Below are 21757 nucleotides of genomic sequence, written 5' to 3' on the forward strand. Positions count from 1 at the left end.
CGCTTCACCTATGCGTCTGCATATTATCGGCATCTGCGGCACTTTTATGGGGAGCCTGGCTTTACTAGCGCGGGAGCTAGGGCATCAGGTAAGCGGCTCAGATACGAATGTGTATCCTCCTATGAGCACCCAATTGGAAGAGGCGGGGATAACCTTGATAGAAGGATATCACGCCGAAAATCTTGCTAATCAACCTGCACTTGTCATTGTAGGCAACGCGCTATCTCGGGGTAATCCAGAAGTTGAGGCGCTGCTTAACAGTGGTTTGCCGTATACCTCAGGGGCTCAGTGGCTGGCTGAGCATGTACTGACTGGCAGGCAAGTTATTGCCGTTGCAGGTACTCACGGCAAGACCACCACTGCTAGCCTTCTAGCATGGCTATTGGAAAGCGCTGGCTTAACGCCTGGATTCTTAATTGGCGGCGTGCCACGTAACTTTGGCGTGTCGGCGCGTTTAGGCAAGCCCGACAGTCCCTTTATTGTCGAGGCTGATGAGTACGATACGGCGTTTTTTGACAAGCGCTCTAAGTTTGTTCATTACCGCCCCCAAATGGTGGTGATGAACAATTTAGAGTTTGACCATGCCGACATATTTCCTGACCTTGCTGCGATTGAGCGCCAATTCCACCACTTGGTACGAACCGTGCCAAGCAAAGGTTGCTTGCTAGTCGCCGATCAACAGCCTGCGTTAGAGCGTGTCCTTGAAATGGGAGCGTGGTCACCTATCGAGCGTTTCGGCACGTTAGAGAGCAGTGAGTGGCAACTACGTTTAGAGCGCGCTGATGGCAGCCGCTTTCAGGTGCTTCACCTTGATGAAAACAGTGAAGAAGACGGTGTTGTCGAGTGGACATTATCCGGAGAGCACAACGCACGCAATGCGCTTGCAGCACTTGCCGCTGCGAGCCGTTGTGAGGTGAATCTTGCCCGCGCTTGCGCCGCACTTGCTCGTTTTCAAACGCCTCGTCGCCGTCAGGAGGTCATTGGGGAGGTGGGGGGGGTGCAAGTCATTGATGACTTCGCTCACCACCCAACAGCGATCGCGGCCACGTTAAAAGGGTTGCGGGCAGCCACTACCAAAGGGCGACTGCTCGCGGTGATTGAACCACGCTCTAACACTATGCGTTTAGGCGCACTTCGTGCCCAGCTAAAAGAGAGCGTTGCCGATGCAGATGCTGTCTTCTGGTTTCAACCGGCAGGACTCGATTGGTCAATGGAGGCGTTAGTGGCTGAGCAAGGCGAGCGCGCTGAGCTATATAGCGATATCGATGCACTTGTTCATGCGGTTGTTACTCAAGCGTCACTACTCGACCGTATTGTTGTGATGTCCAATGGCGGTTTCGAGGGGGTTCACCAGCGTCTATTGAGTGCGCTATCTGCCAAGGAGCAAACTGAGTGACAGACTTTAAACCTCCGGTGACGGTGGCGCTGACAGGTGCTTCGGGTGCGCAGTATGGTCTGCGCCTGATTGACGTATTAGTAGCATCAGGGCATGAAGTGTGGGTAATGATTTCCAAAGCAGCGCATATGGTCATCGCTACGGAAACCGATGTGTCGTTACCAGCTCAGCCGAAACGCTTAGTAGAAGCACTTTCCAAGCAGAGTGGTGCTCAGCCTGGCCAAATTCGCTGCTTTGGTCGTGAAGACTGGATGGCGCCTGTCGCATCGGGGTCTGGTGCCCCCTCTGCGATGGTGATTTGCCCCTGCTCTACAGGCACGCTGTCAGCAGTTGCGACGGGTGCGAGCAATAACTTAATTGAGCGTGCCGCTGATGTTGCTATAAAAGAGCGACGGACCTTAGTTATGGTGCCACGTGAAAGCCCGTTTTCCCCCATTCACCTAGAGCACATGCTGGCGCTAAGCCGTTTGGGTGTAGTGATTTTGCCTGCGGCTCCTGGCTTTTATCACCGCCCAGAACGGATAGAAGATTTGATCGACTTTGTAGTCGCCCGGATACTCAATCAACTGGGCATCACTCATCGCCTGATACCGCGTTGGGGAGAGGGGTATGAAACCGCACCTAGCGATGCAGATAATGATGTAAACAACACGGAAGAGTAATGATGATGTCATGGGCGACGCTGTCGGTGTTTGTACCCACGTTTTTATTCGTTTCCCTAACGCCGGGGATGTGTATGACCTTGGCGATGGTGCTGGGTATGACCCAGGGGGTGAAGCGAACGCTGTGGATGATGATAGGCGAGTTAATTGGCGTAGGCATCGTAGCCGCCGCCGCTGGGGCTGGCGTGGCAGCATTAATGCTACGTCATCCTGAGCTTTTTATTGCGTTTAAGTGGGTGGGCGGCGCTTATTTGGCTTATTTAGGCATCATGATGTGGCGTTCTAGAGGGCGTATGGCTATCCCTGCAGAGCTGAATGCCGGACCTGCTGCTGGAAGGCTACAGTTGGCTATTCAGGGGTTAGTGACGGCGGTGGCCAACCCAAAAGGATGGGCTTTTTTTATGGTGCTGCTACCACCGTTTTTAGATAGCGGTCGGCCACTAGCACCTCAACTAACCCTTTTGATTGCAGTGATTTTAATCATTGAATTTGCCAGCATGCTGGTCTATGCCACTGGTGGGAAAACGCTACGTAATGCGTTGGGTAAAAGTGGCAATGTACGCTTACTCAACCGCATTGCAGGAACATTAATGATAGGCGTTGGGGGTTGGCTGGCGTTGGGATAGACGACTGGCTTAGTGGCGTTGAACTGCTAAACAGGGGGCAGCAGAATAAGCCGTAGAGCTATTAGTGCACTGGTGGCAGCTAATAGTCTGACCCAGGGGCAGGGTGGTAGCGGCGCTCTAGTGCGGCGCTGCCAATTCAGCCGAACGATAGCGCATACCAGCAAGCCGAGGAGAGCACCGCCAATGAGGTCGCTCAACCAATGTACGCCTAATACTAAGCGCGACAATGCCATGGGTGTTACCAGGGCTATTGCCAGCCAATAAATCCAGACGCGTTGTTTGCGGTGCAATTCTGCTGCAATGAATGCAGCGGCTAACCCAATAACGACAACGGTCGTTGAGGTATGTGCACTGGGGTAGGAAAATGAGCCAATCAGATAGTCTGGTGTTTCTGGCCGGGCACGCCCGAAAACCATTTTTCCCGCTGTGTTGAGCAGCGCAATGCCACCAATGGCAAAGGTCCAATGACAGAGTGCATCGATACGTTTGTGGTGTATCAGCCAAACAGCCAAAGGCAGAATCAGCGCGGCAATTCCTAGTGAGTCTCCTAGTTTAGCGAAGCCTAAGCTAATGAAATGAAGTGGCTCATTGGTTAACCAGTTAAACAGGCGCTGAGCTTGTAAATCTACCGCCAGCGGACCTTGATGATTCATTACTAGCAGAGTCCAGGCTGAGACACTTGCCAATGTGATGACAAACAGCAGTAGCGAGGCTAACGGTACTTCATCATTTAAGCTCATTGAGAGCCATGAGCGACGCATAAAGGGGATGCGACGAATAAGGCGTGCTGTTGCAAGGTAGAAAAAGCCATGGCGACCCACCTGGGCTCTTCCCCAGGAGAAAATCACCGCAAGCACGACGAGACTGGCGCCTAATGTAATGAGCACCGTTTCTATATTTTGGGGTAGATTGAGATGCTGTTGCCAGGTTCTACCCAATAAGTAGCCAGGCAATACGTAAGCCGGTGCCCATAGGGCAGCTGAGGCGATATTGGCCCACAAAAATGTGCGCTGAGGCATTCGCATCATACCCGCAATAAGCGGAATAATGGGGCGCACTGGGCCGACGAACCGGCCAATAAACACAGAGTGGACACCGTAACGTTCAAAAAAACGTACGCCGCGCGCCAGCCATTCTGGATGAACGGATAAAGGCCAACGATTGGTAACTTGTTTACGGTAGTGATAGCCAAGCTGGTAGCTAATGCCATCCCCTAAGACCGCACCCAGCAAAGCGGCACTAATAAGCCATGGTAGAGCAATAGCTTCATGCCCCGCTATAGAGGAGGCCGCAGTGATAAGCACAACGCCTGGAACCAACAAGCCCACTAGCGCAAGCGATTCAAGTAGCGATATCAGCGCAACCGCCAGCATTAATATCGCTGGTGAAAGCGACAGATCAAAAAGCGTATCAACCATGATAAGTCCCGCTCCATTTGATGATTATCAGGCAGTCGATAACGCCTTAGCACGTGCTTCCAGGCGGTTTATGTAGCGTTCAAAGCGCTCATTGCGGCACGGTAGGCAAACCGCTATGCAGGTTTCTAATTGTCCTGTTTCAACTAAAACGCACTGTGATAATGCGCGCTGTAGACGCTCCCTTACCAACATGGCACCACTTTCGCTTGTATCTGGCAATACGAGCCAGAACGTAGAATTGTCTGCCCGACCTAGAATGTCATAGTCGCGGCAGCGGCTGTTCACTTCATTGCATAGGGCACCCAGCAGCGCTGTTTTTGCACGTGAGCCAAACTGCTCTTCTGCCATATCAAGCTGAGGTAAATGCATAACAAGAACTGCCAAACGCTTGTTGAGCATTGCTGCACGTTGAAACTCATTATGCAGACGCTCTTTTAATGTATCGATATGATAGGCATCGCAATCGTTATCATTTGGGTCTGTTGCCCTTAACAAAGCGCGTTGTCGTGCATGCTCCCAGGGAGGGAGTGTTAATAACAGCATAAGAGCGATATAAGCGACTCCCTCTACCGGCGAGGCAGTGCCGTGACTATGTAACAGCCACCAAAGAGGGGCAGAAAATACAGCCAGTATTATAGCGCTCGATAGCGGCAATAGAAAAAATGCAGCGGTTGTTGGTAGGCCGATCCACAAACTAGAGACGCTAGGATGGTGATAGAAAGCCGCTAGGGTGATGATATAACTGCTGCCCAATAATATAACGCGAGAGATAACAGTATTTAGCGTCTGGCTGTGATGCATCAATAGCGCTGCCAGTAACAGCAGCGTTACAAACATTGGCACTAAAAGGTCGCGATAATTCCCCATGCCATAAAGCCAGAGCGTGTATCCTGCCACTAGGATCACGCTGCTGGTATAAGCAAAGGTCATTAATTGCCTGTGCAGCGGCGGTGGGTCAATCATTACTATCTTCTCGTGGGTGAGGCGGGAAGTTAGCCAGCGTCTCGACCGTTAAACCTGATAACTCTAAGTCTATTAGCGGTAGGTGGTAGGAAAGCTGTTTTTCCGGAAGACCGGCACAGAGTAGTTTGCGTCGGTGGGCTGCCTCCTGGGAATTATGTGACAGCATTAAGGTGGCAAGTGTCTGGCTGTTTAAACGATAAACGTTTTCAAAGTTATAGGTGAGGTTGCATAGCTTTTGCGCGGCCGCCCAAAGCTGGTGACGCTTTACTTGGATAATTAACAGTTCTGCATAAATGGCTTCACGTTCAGAGCGGGTTTGTTCTCGATTAAGATCTCTTAACAGTTGCCCGCTTGGCCACAGATTAAGCCCTGGAATAAGCCGAAGGCGTGAGCGAATGGAGCCATTCATATCAATTAATTGACACGCTTTGGCGCTGGATAAAATGCTTAGTGTAATTAAAGCAGTTAAGAGTAAGAGTCCTTCAGGCAAGGAAAATAGCGGGATGATTAATAGCCAGCTCATCAGTGCGGCCAGCGCATTGAAGACTACTACCCAGCGCTTCTGAGGCAGCATAAACATCGCTGGCCACGCCCATATTAGCAAGCTGTGACGCTCCGGCGCTGCGGCAATAAGTCCTAGTAGCAATACCCCGGTGATTAGCTGCCAGGGTGGGCCCTTAGAGCGGCGGTGGCTAAAATCGAGCAATAACGCAGTAACGAAAAGCCAACCTACAGACAGCCAAAGCACTAGCGCAGCCATTGGCTGCGCCGTATGCGTCCAAAGCGCTAACACCAACGCGGCTGCGAACAGATTGGCTCTTAGTAGGCGTATTTTGTACTTGCTTTGCATGGTGGCTTACTATTCACCTCTACTTCAGGGTTGCCCATAGCATAGTCGGCTTGATGACATATCAGCGTCGTGATTAGGCAGCCGGTATAGCCACTATAACGCGTTGGTGGCGTAACATACTGCCAAACAGGCCTTACCACTACTATAGAATGCAACTTGCCTTGCATACGCAATATCACAGGGAGAAAGTATGAGCGGTTTAAACGCACAAGATGAAGCTCTTCAGCAATTGGCGGGGGGGGATGTGTCCGCTTATATCCAGGTGCTTGGACAAAGCGCTCGCGCAGCAGCTAAGGAGCTGCGTCGTGTTGACACAGGGTTAAAGAATCGTGCGCTTGAGGCAATGGCACTTCGCCTGGCAGCCTCTCGACAAGTGATATTGGAAGCTAATGCGCTTGACTTACAGCGTGGAAAAGAGAGTGGCTTAGATACTGCGTTGCTAGATCGTTTAGCGCTTAATGATGCGCGTATTGAAGCCATGATCGAAGGCCTTCATCAGGTGGCCGCTTTGCCAGATCCTGTTGGAGAAATTGACGATATGCGCTATCGCCCGAGCGGCATTCAGGTGGGCAAAATGCGTGTTCCGCTAGGCGTTATTGGCATCATTTATGAATCTCGTCCTAACGTTACTCTTGAGGCAGCTAGCTTATGCTTAAAGTCTGGTAATGCCTGCCTATTACGAGGGGGATCTGAGGCGAGTGCATCAAACGCCGCTATTAGCCGCTGCATTCAGGAAGGATTAGCTGATGTGGGCCTGCCCTCTGCGTCTGTGCAGGTCGTTGCCACGACTGACCGGGCGGCGGTGGGAGCGATGATTAGCATGCCTGATTATGTTGACGTCATTATTCCGAGAGGAGGAAAGTCACTGATCGAACGTATTTCCCGTGAGGCCACGGTGCCGGTTATTAAGCACCTCGACGGCGTGTGTCATGTTTACATTGACACTACCGCAGACCCCGCTAAAGCGATGGCTATCGCGGTGAATGCGAAAACGCATCGCTACGGTACCTGCAATACGATGGAAACTCTGTTAGTTGATGCACCGATCGCCGATATTGTGCTGCCCGAGCTGGCGCGTGCTTACGCCGAGCACAATGTAGAACTACGTGGTTGCGAGCGTACACGGGCGTTGTTGCCGCAAGCAGCGTTGGCCACAGAAGAAGACTGGGGTGCTGAGTATCTTGCGCCTATTTTAGCGATTAAAGTTGTTGATGGTATGGATGAGGCTATCCAGCATATTGAGCAATATGGCTCCCATCATACCGATGCCATTGTGACTCAAGACATCAGTCTGGCGAGACGCTTCATGGCAGAGGTGGACTCGAGTTCAGTTATCGTAAATGCTTCTACACGCTTTGCTGATGGCTTCGAGTATGGGCTGGGCGCAGAAATTGGTATCTCAACCGATAAGCTGCATGCGCGAGGTCCGGTGGGATTAGAAGGGCTCACAACGCAAAAATATGTCGTGTTTGGAGATGGGCAAGTTAGGCAATGAATTCAACACCCACACGAATAGGTATGCTGGGAGGAACCTTTGATCCTGTGCATTTGGGGCATTTGCGAAGCGCCATTGAGGTTCGTGAAGCCCTAAAACTCGATTGTCTGCATATGATTCCAGCACCTCAGCCCCCCTTGCGTGGTATGCCTCAGGTATCGCCAGCACAACGCTTAGAATTATTAACGCTTGGTATCGGCGATACGCCCGGAGTAGTGGCAGATGATCGTGAGTTACGTCGAGAGGGGCCTTCATATAGCGTCGATACACTTGTCGAGCTGCGGCAAGCGTATGGTGATAGCGCTCGACTAGTGATGATTATCGGGTTTGATGCTTTTCTGCGATTAGCCAAATGGCACAACGTCAATCAGATATTCTCTCTGGCGCATCTGGTGGTTATCGCACGGCCGGGTTATAGCACCTCCTGGCCTGATGCGTTAAGGGAACTGGTGGGTGATCGTGAAGTCGATAGTGTAGATGAACTGATGCTATGCCCGAATGGCAACGTCCTTACGTTAGCTCTTCCCTCTATGATGGCCATCTCGGCGACATACATAAGAGAGCGTTTGCAACAGGGCAAAAGCGTACGCTATTTACTGCCTGAGGCCGTTGAAGAAGCCATTCTTCAGCATGGTTTATATCATTCTCACGAATAGCGCTGGCAGTCATGAAAGAAGCCGTTACAATGGCCGGCTTACTGATTGAATCACCGAGCTTGCTATTGTTGAGCTTATTACGACAAGGGGTTGCCTTTAGGAGCCATGCACATCGATACACTTAAAAATCTAGCGGTTGATGCCCTAGAAGAACTTAAAGCACGTGATATTACCCAGCTAGATGTTTCCAAGCTGACTGAAGTTACCGATCTGATGCTGATTGCCAGCGGTACCTCTACCCGTCATGTATCTGCTCTAGCGCAGAACGTAGTCGAAAAAGCCAAAGCAGCAGGTCTTAAGCCTCGCGGTGTCGAAGGTGGTGACAATGCCGATTGGGTGCTGGTAGATCTGGGTGACGTAGTTGTTCACATCATGTTACCTGAAGCGCGAGTGCTCTATGACCTTGAGCGTTTATGGGCAGATTTGCCCAATGATGCTGGAGCGATTGGTGAATCACTGAAGCGGTTTGAAGAGCGGGCTACGATGTCATGAAGATTCGGCTGTTAGCGGTGGGTACCAAAATGCCTGGATGGGTGGAAGAAGGTGTTGAGACCTACCGCAAACGGCTACCGCGGGATTTCACACTTGAAATTGAAGAAATCCCATTGGGTCAGCGTGGTAAAAATGCTGATATCGTTAAGGCGCGTGCACAAGAAGCCCAGCGTATTCGTGACAAGCTTCGTGGTGACGAGTATATCGTGGCACTTGAAGTTAAGGGTAAAACCTGGAGTACCGAGCAACTGGCTAGCGAGGCAGATGCTTGGCGCATGCTGGGCAAAGATATTGTGCTGTTGGTGGGAGGTCCTGATGGTTTGGAGCCATCGCTCTCAGCAATGGCAGATAAAGCGTGGTCTTTATCGCCTCTCACGTTACCGCATCCTTTAGTACGCATCATGCTGGCTGAGCAGCTTTACCGAGCCTGGACCCTGTTAGTAGGTCATCCCTATCATCGATAATTGCTTTTCGTCTGATTTGAGAGTCATCGTTACCCATGCCTAAGCGCCGTGACACGCTTAAAAACCCTGAGCAAGAATTACGTATTTTTCGTGTCAGGGCGCTGCTTGCTGTTCTAGTAGTGATTGTTTTGACGGGATTGTTGACCGGGCGGTTAGCATATTTACAGATCGTGCAGCACGATTTGTATAGCACTCGCTCTGAAAAAAACCGTGTTCGCGTTGAACCGCTACCCCCTAATCGCGGGCTGATTTACGATCGCAATGGTGTTCTTCTTGCTGAGAACCGCCCTACCTATAACCTCACATTAGTCCGCGAACGTGTCGATGACCTAGACGAAACGTTAGCTCTTTTAGTGGAGCTTCTAGACTTACCTGAAGATGACATTGACGCGTTCAATGTGCGTTCAAGGCAACGTCAGCGTCCGTTTCAGCCTGCGCTATTAATGAGCGATTTGAGTGAAGACCAGATCGCACGGCTAGCGGTGAATCGACATCGCCTGCCAGGGGTTGAAGTAGAAGCCCAGCTGCTCCGTTATTATCCCGACGCTGAAATGATGGCTCATGCACTAGGATACGTGGGGCGCATCAACGCAGAAGAGTTGCAAACTCTCGATGCTGGGCGATATGCGGGGACACACTTTATTGGTAAAACCGGCGTTGAGCGTTTTTACGAAACAGAACTGCATGGCCAAGCCGGGCTACGTAAAGTGGAAACGAATGCACGTGGGCGTGTACTTAGAGAGCTTGGACGTACTGACCCAGTGCCTGGGGAAAACCTTACGCTAACGCTTGATAAGTCAATGCAAATGTTGGCGTATGAGCTGTTGGATGGAAGGCGTGGTTCTATCGTTGCTATCGTGCCTGGCACGGGTGAAATTCTCGCGATGGTCTCGACACCTGGTTTCGATAGTAATCAATTTGTAACGGGAATTGATGTCGCTTCCTATCGAGGCCTACAGGAAAATCTCGACTTGCCGCTGTTTAATCGAGCCATTCGTGGCCATTACCCGCCAGGTTCAACTATTAAACCTTTTTTAGCGCTTGCGGGGCTGGTTGAAGGGGTTATTACCCCGGATAGTACCATTAGCGACCCAGGATTTTATCAATTACCTAATGATTCACGTCGTTATCGTAACTGGCTACGCTGGGGGCATGGGCGGGTCGATATGGAGCGCTCGATTGCTGTTTCAAACAACACGTATTACTACTCACTTGCCCATGACCTAGGTATAGATAATCTGCATGAGCAAATGTCTAATTTTGGCTTTGGCCAGCGCGTTGCACATGATGTTCAGGGTGAAAGTACTGGACTAATGCCGTCTCGTGATTGGAAGCGCGCGCGTTTCAATCAGCCCTGGTATCCCGGTGAAACACTTTCAGTAGGTATCGGCCAGGGCTACTGGCAGGTAACACCGTTACAGTTGGCGAGTGCAACTGCCACCTTGGCAAATCGTGGTCATTGGGTAAAACCGCGTCTTGCGTTAGAAATTGGTGACGAACCCGTAGCTCTCGATTTGCCGGACACGCTACCTGATATTCAGTTAGATAATGAGAATTGGTGGAGTCGTGTTTTTAGTGGCATGGAAAAAGTTATCAGTGGTAACGAAGGCACCGCACGGCGAACAGGAGTAGGGCTTGAGTATCGTATGGGCGGTAAATCAGGTACTGCCCAGGTATTTTCGCTGGGGCAAGATCAGCGGTATAACGCTGAAGAGCTTGAGGAGCGCCTGCGTGATCACGCGCTCTTTATGGCGTTTGCACCGCTTGAAGATCCACAAATTGCGGTATCAGTCATTGTTGAAAATGCCGGTGGAGGCAGTACGCATGCTGCGCACTTAGCACGTGCGATGACGGATGCATGGTTATTAAACGATGATGCGCCGGACGTTGAAGAGGTTAAGGAAGTACTGGAAGAAGATACTGCTAACGTGGAGGGCAATTAATGCGGTCATGGCCAGCGATTTCTCATCCGTTACGCCGTTACCCCGTCCGCCCTCCGGATAGCGGTATTGCTAGGCGCAAAAGCATTTGGGAACGTATCCATCTTGATCCATGGCTATTAGGTTTGCTGCTGTTGCTAATGGGGGGTGGTTTGCTAGTGCTTTATAGCGCTTCTGGGCAACGTATTGATACCGTAATTGCTCAAGCGATCCGTTTTTGCATAGCTATTGTTGTTATGGTCGTTATTGCGCAATTTTCGCCGTCTACTTTTTTGCGCTGGGCCCCCTTAGCATATGGCGTTGGGTTGGCCATGTTATTGGTGGTGGAAGTTGCTGGTGATGTGGGTATGGGGGCAAAGCGGTGGCTGGTCATCCCTGGTGTCATTCGTTTTCAGCCGTCAGAAATGATGAAGTTAGCAGTGCCGTTAATGGTTGCCGCGTATTTGAATCGGTGCCAACTGCCACCGCGTTTCAGAGATATTGTAGTATGCGCGGTCATCATTGGTTTGCCCGTGGTACTCACCGCTATCCAGCCGGACCTTGGAACATCATTGTTAGTGGCTAGCGCAGCGGTCATTGTAGTGCTTTTGGCAGGTCTTTCCTGGCGTTTAATTGGTTTGATCGGGGCCTTAATAGCGGCAGGACTTCCCGTTTTATGGATGAATATGCATAACTACCAACGGCAACGGGTCTTAACCTTTTTAGACCCGGATAGCGATCCATTGGGGTCAGGTTGGAATATTATTCAATCAACCACGGCCATAGGTAGCGGTGGCTTGTGGGGGAAGGGGTGGCTAGAGGGAACCCAGTCTCAGTTAGAGTTTCTACCCGAGCGACATACTGATTTTATTATTGCCGTTTTAGGTGAAGAATTTGGCTTAGTCGGCATGCTGGTGCTACTGGCCCTTTATGTCATGATTGTGGCACGAGGTCTTTGGTTGGCTACTTCTTCCCAAGATACCTTTGGGCGGCTATTTGCTGGCAGCATTATCCTGACATTTTTTATCTATGTATTCGTTAATGTGGGCATGGTGAGCGGTATTTTACCTGTCGTTGGCGTACCACTGCCGCTTGTAAGCTATGGAGGGACATCCAGCGTGACCTTACTGGCAGGGTTCGGTATTCTCATGTCAATACATGCCCATCGGCGGTTGTTACCGCGTTAATATCAAATGGATAAGCAGCGGTGCTTTTTCACAGGAGTGGTGAGTTAATGAACTGGGCCCGAATTCAAGCAGGCGGCTGTGTGACAGCTATGCTACTGGCGTGTTCTACAAGTACCTGGGCTGATGGTGCGTCGACGTTTGATCCGCAGCAGCACGCAGGCACTCAACTGTTAGTTGACGAGTTAGCAGCGCAAGGAATACCCGCAGATTGGCTAATCGAAACCCTCAATCAAGCCAGTTTTAGCCAAACGGTGTTAGACGCGATGGAAGGCGCTGCCGAACGTCGCTTAAGGTGGCACGAGTATCGCGATATATTCTTAACACAACAACGCATTGAAGAAGGCGCTGATTTCATTAATGAGTACGAGGATGCCCTTACACAAGCTGAAGATGTGTATGGCGTTCCTCCTGAGGTTATTGCTGCCATTATTGGTGTTGAAACCTATTACGGTAAGCATAAAGGCCGCCATCGTGTACTAGACTCATTGGCCACACTGGCGTTTTATCACCCCGTTCGTGGCGGCTTTTTCCGAGGCGAGCTAGCGGCTTTTCTGAAAATTGCCTACGAACAAGGCGTCGAAGCTGATGAGCTTTATGGATCGTATGCAGGGGCAATGGGGTATCCCCAGTTTATTCCTACTAGTTATGAAGCCTATGCTGTTGATTTCGATGGCGATGGTATACGAGATTTATGGGAAAACCCGGTTGATGCAATTGGCAGTGTGGCAAATTACTTCGCTGTACATGGCTGGCAGCGTGATGGGGTCATTTATCATGAGGCCAATGGTCCTGATGTAGCCCCTGAATCGCTGCCTATTAATCAAACCAGTAAACCCGTGGTTACTGTATCTGAATCAATCGAGGCTGGCATTGAACCACAGAGTGCGCTTGATCCTGAGTTACTTGTAGTGCCTTTAAGGCTAGAGCTTGCCGATGAAAGTATCCGGTATCGTTTAGGGGAGTATAACTTTTACGTTATTACTCGCTATAACCATAGCCATCTCTATGCAATGGCGGTGGCGGAATTATCGGAAGCCATTGAGCAGCAAGTTGAGGACTAAACATGAGAACAGTGCTGTCTGAAGCTCGCAGTATCGGTGGCGTAGTGGTCATCATGGCGTTGGTTAGCGGTTGTGCCAGCCAGGAAGCCAAACAAAGTAGCGTTGACAAGAATCAACCAATTAGCGCGCCTGCCTCTACTAGTACAGGCGGAGCGAGTGGTGGTGTGCAAAACAGCGGTTCATCAACAGGTGAGCGCTATGCTATGACTGGGGATGCCTATCCGTTGGAGCCGCCGGATGTGAGCAAAGTGCCAGATGCAGAGCCTCGTATTGAACCGCTTTCACGTGCTGGAAATCGCTCCACCTATGAAGTGTGGGGAGAAACCTATCACGTATTGCCAGACGCAAAAGGCTATGCTCAACAGGGTACGGCTTCTTGGTACGGTGAAAAATTTCACGGCTATGCCACGTCAAACGGTGAAATTTATGACATGTATAAAATGTCTGCTGCACACCGTTCGTTGCCATTACCCACTTTTGCGCGCGTGACCAGCTTAGATAACGGCCGCTCTGTTATTGTTCGCATCAATGATCGTGGGCCTTTTCATAGTGATCGTGAAATTGACCTTTCCTATGCAGCGGCTGCACGGCTAGGCTTTTTAGATAATGGCACTGGCGCCGTTCGCGTTGAGGCTATTGAGCCTGAACAATGGCTGGCACAGCAAGGTAGGGGGGGCAGTAGTGGAGCAGCTAATGCAGTTTCCTCGATACCTCCTGAGGTGAATGCACAGCCTGTAAGAGAGGCTGCTGTACAGCGATCAATGGCAACCGATGATGCCATTTATCTACAAATTGCGGCGTTGGGTAGTGAAGAGGGTGCTCAGCAGTTACAGCGGCGCCTGGTCGATGAGCTGCCGCATAAAGTACGGGTGATGAGTGATACAGGTGTGCACCGTGTGCAAGTCGGGCCAGTGAGTCCTACGCAGGAACCCCAAGCACGCGAAGAACTACGTCGGGCTGGCTTTCCACAAGTATTTATCGTGAGATAGTTCACCCCATTTATTAGCTAAAATAACGTGCTTTGTTAACGTTTTTTTATTTTTTTATGAGAAGTTAGTAATGAATGTATTGATGTCTATTCGCCGTACTGCCGGGCTTTGTTTGTTTGCGGTTTTTGCCGCGGTTGTTTCTCCGGCTGTTGCTCAGGTGATCCCCCAGCCGCAGACAATTATTCCTTCAGCCCCTCAGCTTGCAGCGAGTTCCTGGATTTTGATGGACGCTAACAGCGGCCGGATTCTTGCTGAGCATAATTCTGACGAGCGTTTGCCGCCAGCAAGCCTCACCAAGCTGATGACCGCTTATTTGGTAGAGCGTGAGTTAGATCGGGGCACGATTAGCTTGACGGATATGATTAATGTCAGTGAGAAAGCTTGGCGTACCGGTGGCTCCAAGATGTTCATTGAAGTGGGAGATCGTGTCTCTGTCGATGACCTGCTGCATGGTATTATTATTGTGTCGGGCAATGATGCAAGTGTAGCAATGGCTGAGCATCTGGCTGGCGGTGAAACACCCTTTGCCGATTTAATGAACCAGCACGCGACGCGTCTGGGGATGCATAACACTAATTTCCAAAATGCGACGGGTCTTCCTGGCGATAATCATTACTCAACCGCCCGGGATATGGCGCTGTTATCACAGCATATTATTAACGACTATCCTGAGCATTACGCTATTTACTCTCAGCGCAACTTTGCTTTTGGTGGTATCGATCAACCGAACCGTAACCGGTTGTTATGGCGTGATCCTAGTGTCGATGGCTTGAAAACTGGGTGGACAACGGAAGCGGGTTATTGTTTGGTTTCTTCGGCCCAGCGTGATGGAATGCGTTTGATTTCAGTCGTGATGGGTACCAACTCGGAAGAGGCGAGAGCGCAAGAAACGCAAAAGCTCCTAAGCTACGGTTTCCGCTTCTATGAGACGATGAAGCTCTATGAGCGGGGTGCTGTACTTGCAACGCCGCGCATTTGGGGCGGCGATAGTAACGAGTTACGTGTAGGCGTGGATGAAGAAGTATTTATGACGCTACCGCGTAATCGTAATGAAGAGCTGCGTGCCCGTCTAAATTTAAATGCTGATCTTCAAGCGCCAGTGGCTGTTGGCGATGAAGTGGGTACCTTAGAAGTTTATTTAGGTGAAGAAGTGGTGGGAGAGCGTCAGTTAGTGGCCCTTGAAAATGTCGAAGAGGGCGGTTTTTTTAAGCGCCTATTTGACCAAGTGAGGCGGTTTTTCAGTGGTTTGATCAGTAACTTTACCGATTAACAGAAGCACGCTTAAGTGCAAAATTTTTATATTTTGCACTTAAGCTATTAATCTTATAAAGCTGTATTGCACTCCTATTTTATACACACATATCTATATTCCGTGTAAAGGCGAGTTATGAAAAAAGGCGCGAAAAATGGGCTGAGAGATTTACGTCAGGCCGAAGTAACCGAGCCACCTAAAATCACATTTCCCTGTGATTATTCATTAAAAGTAGTCGGTGATGCTGCCGAAGATTTCCCAGCCTGTGTTTGCCAAGTAATCATCAAGCATGCCCCTGACTTCGATGAGGCTACTCTTCAAGTGGTCGAGAGTCGCAACGGTCGTTTCCAATCTGTACGTGTCACGATTGTAGCTACCGGTGAACCTCAGCTAAGCCAACTTTTTGATGATTTAAAAGCGACGGGTCGCGTACATATGGTGGTATAGCCATGGTTAGCCAACCAATAGAGCTGCATCGTCTTGGGCATCGCGCTTACTTACCTGTATGGAAGGCAATGCGTGAACTCACAGACATTCGGGATGAAACAACGCCTGACCAGTTCTGGTTAGTAGAACATGATCCTGTTTTTACTCAAGGCCAGGCGGGTAAGCCAGAGCACGTATTAATGCCTGGTGAAATTCCTGTAGTCAAAACGGATCGTGGCGGGCAAGTGACCTATCACGGCCCCGGCCAAGTAGTACTCTATCCCTTGCTTGATGTGCGGCGTGGCAAAATCGGTGTTCGAGAACTAGTCACTGCGTTAGAGAACTCAGTGATTGATGTGCTTGCTCTCTATGGCGTGGCTGCTTGGGCGAAGCCTGATGCACCTGGTGTTTATATTGATACGCCGCAGGGTGAGGCAAAAATCGCCTCGCTGGGATTACGTATTCGGCGGGGCTCAAGCTATCACGGGGTGGCGCTAAATATAGATGGTGATTTATCACCCTTTGGCAGGATTAACCCGTGTGGCTATGCGGGTATGCAGGTGACGCGTTTGGCAGATGTAGTATCACTGCCAATCGATCACTGTGTAGGCGACCAGTTAGCGTCTGCATTAGCTGAACAGCTACAGCGTGAGTTGCAGCCTGTTAATTAAGCAAAAAAAACTACCTGCACGCAGGCTAATTGACAATAGTGATTGCGTGCAGGTCATCAATTTACATTGATCTACTTACATTGGTCTATCCAACGTTGAATGCAGGAATACGATTTGCATCAGGTTCTTGGCCAGGAACTGCGGCGGGTGAGGCGAGACCGAGATTGTTTTTCTCAAAGACGCGATCGGCGCGATAACTAGAGCGCACTAACGGACCGGAAGGTACTTCCATAAATCCTTTTTCTAGGCCAAGCACACGATAGCGATCAAACTCTTCAGGCGTGACCCAGCGCTCTACAGCCAAATGGTTTTTGGTTGGCCGTAAATATTGCCCCAGCGTCACAATATCAACGCCAATCTCTCTTAGGTCATCAAAGGTTTTAAGAATCTCTTCCTCTGTCTCGCCTAAACCAAGCATCAAGCTTGTCTTGGTGATGATATCAGGTCGATACTGTTTAGCATGTGCTAGTACATCCAGCGTTTTACGATAACCAGCGCGAGGATCGCGTACTTTGCTAGTGAGGCGCTCAACGGTCTCTACGTTCTGCGCAAATACTTCCAAACCTGAATCCACCACCCGCTCAACGGCTGCTTTGTCAGCGTCAAAGTCGGGTGTTAATGCTTCCACGACTACTTCTGGTGTGCGTGATTTAATCGCCTTAATGCAGTTGGCATAATGGGTAGCGCCACCGTCATCCAGGTCATCGCGGTCAACAGATGTCAGTACGATGTAACGGAGTCCCATTAGCTCGACGGATTTCGCTGTATTCTCGGGTTCATCTAAATCTAGCCAGCCTTTCGGGTTGCCCGTATCTACCGCGCAGAATCGGCATGCGCGCGTACAAACAGACCCCATCAACATGATAGTGGCAGTGCCATTGCTCCAGCATTCGCCCATGTTCGGGCAGTGCGACTCTGCACAGACAGTGCTGAGGCGGTGCGTCGAGACATTTTTTTTGACTGCCTCGAAACGTTCGCCCCCTGGGATCTGAGCGCGCAACCACTTGGGTTTACGTTCGAGATTGAGAGGAGATTCTGTCTGTGCTTTACGCTGTTTCATGCCGTCTTTGATGACGGACATGCCATGTTCATTACGGAATTTTTCGCCGCTAGGAACACGGGTTGTGGGGTTATTGCTCATAGGAGAGAGCCTCTTTACTGTGCGGCAGGCAATGCCCAAATGTTGTGACGCCTAACCATGCGTTACTACAGCTTGCTACGGCGTGGCGTGTAAAGCCCTTTGCGTTGACTAATGATTTGCCTTCGCGAGTACATTCCGAACCCAAAATACGCTAACTGATACATAGGTAGTAGAGTAATGTAACATACCTCTCAGTCGACAAGACACTACGCACCTGTGATCCACCATACACCACACCTTATGATTTGCTTTGCTAAATTGCCATCATGGGCAAACAAGAGACGCCATGGCTCGGTAAAGGGCTAGAGGGAGTTTTAAAGTACTGCCGATAATCTGAAAGATGCTCTTTGGTAAAGCGTAAAAAAAGATCAGCAACCGGGGTCGGGAAATGGTCGCGACGGTAGACAGTGCACCATGAGCGCCGAATAGGAAAATTAGGCAATGGCAGCGCTGATAATAGCCCTTGCTCTAGCTCAAGCTGAACTGCTAAACGAGGCAAAACAGCAACGCCTAGGTGAGCCATAACACCTTGTTTAATTGCTTCATTCGTGCCTAATTCAATGCGGTGGGGAAGGCCAACCTCTTGATCAGCAGCCAGTTGTTCAAAGGCGTTACGTACCCCAGATCCTGGTTCCCGCATTAACACATAATGACGTGCAAAGTCGGTTAAGGTGGGTGTCTCCATGTGAAGTAATGGATGGTCTGGCCAGACTAACGCGATGAGTTCATTTTCAAGAATGGGCATCACCACTAGGCCATCATCCTCTGGCACCATCGCCATAATCACAACATCATCTTTTTGCTCTGTTAAACGCTCTAAAGCCTGGCTCCGGTTGCATACTTTAAGACGGATACGCACATCGGGATAGCGCGCCCTAAAGCGCGCTAGTAAATAAGGCACCACATATTGAGCCGATGACACCGCGGCAATATTGAGTTCGCCACGAATGTTTCCATTAATATCTGAAAGATTCATCTGCAGTCGAGAAAGTTGACCAAAAATTTCTCGTGCAGAGATAGCCAAGGTGTCCGCCGCAGGTAGCACATAAAGAGTTTTACCGGCATATTTAAACAGTGGATGACCAAGAGCAAGTTCTAATTGGCGGATTTGCGCGCTGACTGCAGGCTGAGTAAGCCCTAACTGCTCTGCAGCGCGTGAATAGGAGCGCTGGCGGTGAACTGCCTGAAACACCTGTAATTGTCGGAAGGTTAAACGATTGAGCAGTGTAAGGGATGACATAACAACCTCTAGGTATACACCCTCCTAAAACAGAAAGTGCTTCAAAACAAAATCTCAGTATCATGCTGGAAATGCTATCACCAATGATGTGCAAGCGTCTTTATGGCAACAATCATGAAATTGCAAAGGTAAGCATCGACGTTAAGCGGCGAGTGGCCTAAACTATATTGCATTGCAGCATCATCGCTTCGGGACAGATGCTTCGCATCAACCCAATGGGAGAATTTATGAACTTTCTCGCTCATCCTATGTTGCCTGGCAGCGCGCTGAAAAGCCTGTGGCCAGGAACGTCTGATCAAATGGCTTCACTACCGGGCGGCGAGGCCCTTGCTAGCATGGTAGATCCGTTCGGATTCGGACGGGCTGCAGCGAGCTACTGGCGCGATAGTATCGAACGTAGCGTCCTTTATTGGGATGTTATGCGCGAGCGCGGAAATCAATACCTTGAGCATATGGAGCAAACCAAGCCGAACGTGCTGGGGTTTGATACCGAAGTACTCATTGATGGTCGTACGCTTCCGCATCCAACTAACTATGAACTGTTGAGAGTTCTTCCCCCCAGTCATATCCAGGTTAATCCTGAAAAACGGCCGTTTGTTGTTGTCGATCCTAGGGCTGGTCATGGCCCAGGTATCGGAGGGTTTAAGCCTGATAGCGAGCTTGGGGTTGCTTTGAAGGCTGGCCATCCTTGTTACTTTATTGGCTTTCTGCCTTTCCCAGAGCCAGGTCAAACCGTTGAGGATGTGGTAGAAGCGGAAATCGCGTTTTTACGCCATGTCATTGCTTTACACCCTGAAACCGCTGAAAAGCCAATGGTAGTCGGTAATTGTCAGGCGGGCTGGCAAATAATGATGGCTGCAGCGCTAGAGCCGGATGTGTTCGGCCCCATTCTTATTGCCGGTGCTCCGCTTTCTTACTGGGCGGGGGAGCACGGCAAAGCGCCGATGCGCTATACCGGCGGGATGACGGGTGGTAGCTGGATTACCGCGTTAACCAGTGATATCGGTAATGGCCTCTTTGACGGTGCGTGGTTGGTACAAAACTTCGAGCGTCTTAATCCGGCTAATACCTACTGGAAAAAGCAGTACCATCTTTATGACAATATTGACACCGAATCGAAACGCTATCTGGAATTTGAGCGTTGGTGGGGTGGTCACGTTGTCTTAGGTGGAGAAGAAATTCAGTATATCGTTGACAATCTGTTTGTTGGTAATCGACTCTCAACAGCCCAGTTAGTCACTCGCGATGGGCGTCGTGTTGATCTGCGCAACGTACGCTCGCCTGTTGTTGTCTTCTGCTCTCGTGGCGACGATATTACACCGCCGCCTCAGGCGTTAGGTTGGATTCGTGACTTATACGAAGGCGAAGAAGACATTATTGCCAACGAGCAAACGATCGTTTACTGCCTGCACGATACAACGGGTCACTTGGGAATTTTTGTTTCCGGCAGTGTGTCACGCAAAGAGCATACTGAGTTTACGGCTAACATGGATTATATCGATGTTATGCCACCAGGGCTGTACGAAACGACGGTCTCGCATGTCAGCGATCATGATGACGCGGAGTTACTTGAACGTGACTATTTACTTGAGTTCACGTCACGTAACTTTGAGGAGTTAGATCAGGATGTAATGCATAGTCCTGAAGATGATCGTCGATTTGCGACTGTTGCGCGTATTTCTGAGATCAACCTTGGTTTTTATCGGTTATATGTTCAGCCTTGGGTGCAGGCCACAATGACGCCAGAGGCGGCGCGCTGGATTCGCCGTATGCATCCTATTCGCTTAGGTTACAAACTTCTTTCTGATCGGAACCCGCTGACAGTGCCACTACCGGTCATGGCAGAAACAGTTCGTCGCAATCGCCAGCAAGTGAGCCAAGATAACGTCTTTAAAGCGTTTGAAACCATGTGCTCTGATCAAATTGTGGCGCATCTCAATGCTGTGCGGGATTTGCGCGATAGCACAACAGAAAGATTGTTTATGGACATTTATGGCCAGCCTCTCTTGCAAGCCGCAGTAGGTTTGTATGGTGATGCGCATGTCCATCGCCGCCGTCCCGGTGCTGAGCCAGAACATCAGCGTTTTGTTGAAAACCGCAAAAATGAGCTGCGCAATAAAATTGCTCAGGGTGGCGCTCACGAAGCGGTCATGCGCTCGGTAATCTATGTGTTGGGTGGAGCACCGGCGACAGACGAACGTAACTTCAAACGGTTACGTGCTTCCCGTGCCGAGCTAGAGCCTAGCTCAACCTTGAGTGAGTTTAAGCGTTTGGTGCGCGATCAGTTCTTTATTCTGAAATTAGATCGTGAGCGTGCGCTATCGTCATTGCCCGAACTGCTAGAAGGGCAAAGCAACAGCGATATTGACGGCTATATCGAGCATCTTAAGCATGTATTTGCCGCTAGCGGCGAGTTGTCTGAGCATGCTGCGCAACGTTTTGATCAGGTGAAGCAGTTGTTCGACCAAGCGCGTCCACCAAAGGCGGCTCCGCTAAAAGCAGTCGAGAGCAAACCAGTGGTTGAAGCCGAAAAGGTAGACGCGAAAGCCCCTGAAGTGGCGACTCATGCTGCTGCAAGCTCTTCAGCTAACAGCACTTTAGTAGACGATGCTTCTACAGAAGATGCGTCTAGTGAAAGCTCTTCTGATAAATCTTCTGAAACAAACCTTTCTGGCGAAAATTCGACAGCTACTAGTAAAGTAGAGGTTGAAGCACCCAAAGAGGTTGAGGCACCTAAAGAAGTAAGCAAATCTAAGCCAAGTGTGGCAACGCGTCGGAAACCACCGCGCAAGCGTTAAGCGCTGTATTATGCTCATCTACGCCTCTGTTTTCATACAGGGGCGTTTTTT

General features: G+C 50.1%; 20 protein-coding genes. 15 read left to right on the top strand and 5 right to left on the bottom strand.

Annotation, left to right across the window (positions count from 1 at the left end):
* Positions 1-10: 10 nt before the first annotated feature.
* From mpl to CR46_RS0100930, 3 genes are read left to right on the top strand one after another with little or no spacing between them, the layout of a single operon-like run.
* Positions 11-1396: a UDP-N-acetylmuramate:L-alanyl-gamma-D-glutamyl-meso-diaminopimelate ligase gene (gene mpl / locus CR46_RS0100920; protein ID WP_030069216.1), complete on the top strand. Its 1386-nt coding sequence runs from the start codon at positions 11-13 to the stop codon at positions 1394-1396.
* A complete protein-coding gene (locus CR46_RS0100925) occupies positions 1393-2058 on the top strand; it encodes a flavin prenyltransferase UbiX (RefSeq protein WP_030069219.1) in 666 nt (221 codons plus the stop codon). Before mpl ends, CR46_RS0100925 begins: the two co-directional genes overlap by 4 nt.
* Positions 2059-2060: 2 nt before the next feature.
* Positions 2061-2684 carry a LysE family translocator gene (locus CR46_RS0100930; RefSeq protein WP_030069222.1) on the top strand — a complete coding sequence of 208 codons (624 nt, stop codon included), beginning with the start codon at positions 2061-2063 and terminating at the stop codon, positions 2682-2684.
* A 26-nt stretch (positions 2685-2710) separates the two neighbouring features.
* On the opposite strand, the gene CR46_RS0100935 is transcribed toward CR46_RS0100930, so the two are convergent.
* Genes CR46_RS0100935 through CR46_RS0100945 form a run of 3 tightly spaced genes read right to left on the bottom strand, consistent with a single transcriptional unit; the run spans position 2711 to position 5915 of the window.
* Entirely contained in the window at positions 2711-4102 is a 1392-nt protein-coding gene (locus CR46_RS0100935) for a bifunctional DedA family/phosphatase PAP2 family protein (RefSeq protein WP_030069224.1), read from the bottom strand.
* A gap of 27 nt (positions 4103-4129) precedes the next feature.
* Positions 4130-5065 carry a GGDEF domain-containing protein gene (locus CR46_RS0100940; RefSeq protein WP_030069226.1) on the bottom strand — a complete coding sequence of 312 codons (936 nt, stop codon included), beginning with the start codon at positions 5063-5065 and terminating at the stop codon, positions 4130-4132.
* The gene (locus CR46_RS0100945) at positions 5058-5915 is read right to left on the bottom strand and encodes a hypothetical protein (protein ID WP_030069229.1); all 858 of its coding nucleotides are present in this window, start codon (positions 5913-5915) and stop codon (positions 5058-5060) included. Before CR46_RS0100945 ends, CR46_RS0100940 begins: the two co-directional genes overlap by 8 nt.
* 190 nt (positions 5916-6105) lie before the next feature.
* Between CR46_RS0100945 and CR46_RS0100950 the strand changes: the two genes are divergently transcribed.
* The 11 genes from CR46_RS0100950 to lipB all read left to right on the top strand — a co-directional run bounded on the left by CR46_RS0100950 (position 6106) and on the right by lipB (position 16527).
* Positions 6106-7410: a glutamate-5-semialdehyde dehydrogenase gene (locus tag CR46_RS0100950; protein WP_030069232.1), complete on the top strand. Its 1305-nt coding sequence runs from the start codon at positions 6106-6108 to the stop codon at positions 7408-7410.
* Positions 7407-8066 carry a nicotinate-nucleotide adenylyltransferase gene (gene nadD / locus CR46_RS0100955; protein WP_030069234.1) on the top strand — a complete coding sequence of 220 codons (660 nt, stop codon included), beginning with the start codon at positions 7407-7409 and terminating at the stop codon, positions 8064-8066. The genes CR46_RS0100950 and nadD overlap by 4 nt, the downstream gene beginning before the upstream one ends.
* Positions 8067-8171: 105 nt before the next feature.
* Positions 8172-8558, top strand: a complete 387-nt coding sequence (gene rsfS / locus CR46_RS0100960; RefSeq protein ID WP_030069236.1) for a ribosome silencing factor — start codon at positions 8172-8174, stop codon at positions 8556-8558.
* Positions 8555-9022, top strand: coding sequence for a 23S rRNA (pseudouridine(1915)-N(3))-methyltransferase RlmH (rlmH, locus tag CR46_RS0100965; protein WP_030069238.1), 468 nt, complete (start codon positions 8555-8557; stop codon positions 9020-9022). The genes rsfS and rlmH overlap by 4 nt, the downstream gene beginning before the upstream one ends.
* A gap of 35 nt (positions 9023-9057) precedes the next feature.
* Entirely contained in the window at positions 9058-10965 is a 1908-nt protein-coding gene (gene mrdA, locus CR46_RS0100970; RefSeq protein WP_030069240.1) for a penicillin-binding protein 2, read from the top strand.
* Entirely contained in the window at positions 10965-12128 is a 1164-nt protein-coding gene (gene rodA, locus CR46_RS0100975) for a rod shape-determining protein RodA (protein WP_030069243.1), read from the top strand. Before mrdA ends, rodA begins: the two co-directional genes overlap by 1 nt.
* Before the next feature lie 47 nt (positions 12129-12175).
* Complete coding sequence (gene mltB, locus CR46_RS0100980) at positions 12176-13189, top strand: lytic murein transglycosylase B (protein ID WP_030069246.1); 1014 nt, start codon at positions 12176-12178, stop codon at positions 13187-13189.
* A gap of 2 nt (positions 13190-13191) precedes the next feature.
* The gene (locus CR46_RS0100985; RefSeq protein WP_030069248.1) at positions 13192-14178 is read left to right on the top strand and encodes a septal ring lytic transglycosylase RlpA family protein; all 987 of its coding nucleotides are present in this window, start codon (positions 13192-13194) and stop codon (positions 14176-14178) included.
* Between the two features lie 70 nt (positions 14179-14248).
* Positions 14249-15448: a D-alanyl-D-alanine carboxypeptidase family protein gene (locus CR46_RS0100990; RefSeq protein ID WP_030069250.1), complete on the top strand. Its 1200-nt coding sequence runs from the start codon at positions 14249-14251 to the stop codon at positions 15446-15448.
* Between the two features lie 117 nt (positions 15449-15565).
* Positions 15566-15877 carry an HP0495 family protein gene (locus tag CR46_RS0100995; RefSeq protein WP_030069251.1) on the top strand — a complete coding sequence of 104 codons (312 nt, stop codon included), beginning with the start codon at positions 15566-15568 and terminating at the stop codon, positions 15875-15877.
* 2 nt (positions 15878-15879) lie between these two features.
* On the top strand, positions 15880-16527 hold the full coding sequence (lipB, locus tag CR46_RS0101000) for a lipoyl(octanoyl) transferase LipB (RefSeq protein WP_030069252.1): 648 nt from the start codon (positions 15880-15882) through the stop codon (positions 16525-16527).
* Between the two features lie 85 nt (positions 16528-16612).
* Here the strand turns inward: lipB and lipA are convergent, their stop codons facing one another.
* Entirely contained in the window at positions 16613-17668 is a 1056-nt protein-coding gene (gene lipA / locus CR46_RS0101005; protein WP_030069254.1) for a lipoyl synthase, read from the bottom strand.
* A gap of 253 nt (positions 17669-17921) precedes the next feature.
* On the bottom strand, positions 17922-18908 hold the full coding sequence (locus CR46_RS0101010; protein ID WP_030069257.1) for a LysR family transcriptional regulator: 987 nt from the start codon (positions 18906-18908) through the stop codon (positions 17922-17924).
* Between the two features lie 227 nt (positions 18909-19135).
* Here CR46_RS0101010 and CR46_RS0101015 point away from each other — a divergent pair, with 227 nt between their 5' ends.
* The gene (locus tag CR46_RS0101015) at positions 19136-21706 is read left to right on the top strand and encodes a DUF3141 domain-containing protein (protein WP_035536115.1); all 2571 of its coding nucleotides are present in this window, start codon (positions 19136-19138) and stop codon (positions 21704-21706) included.
* The last annotated feature ends 51 nt before the right edge of the window (positions 21707-21757 follow it).

Source organism: Vreelandella neptunia (assembly GCF_000712975.1).
Taxonomy (GTDB): domain Bacteria; phylum Pseudomonadota; class Gammaproteobacteria; order Pseudomonadales; family Halomonadaceae; genus Vreelandella; species Vreelandella qaidamensis.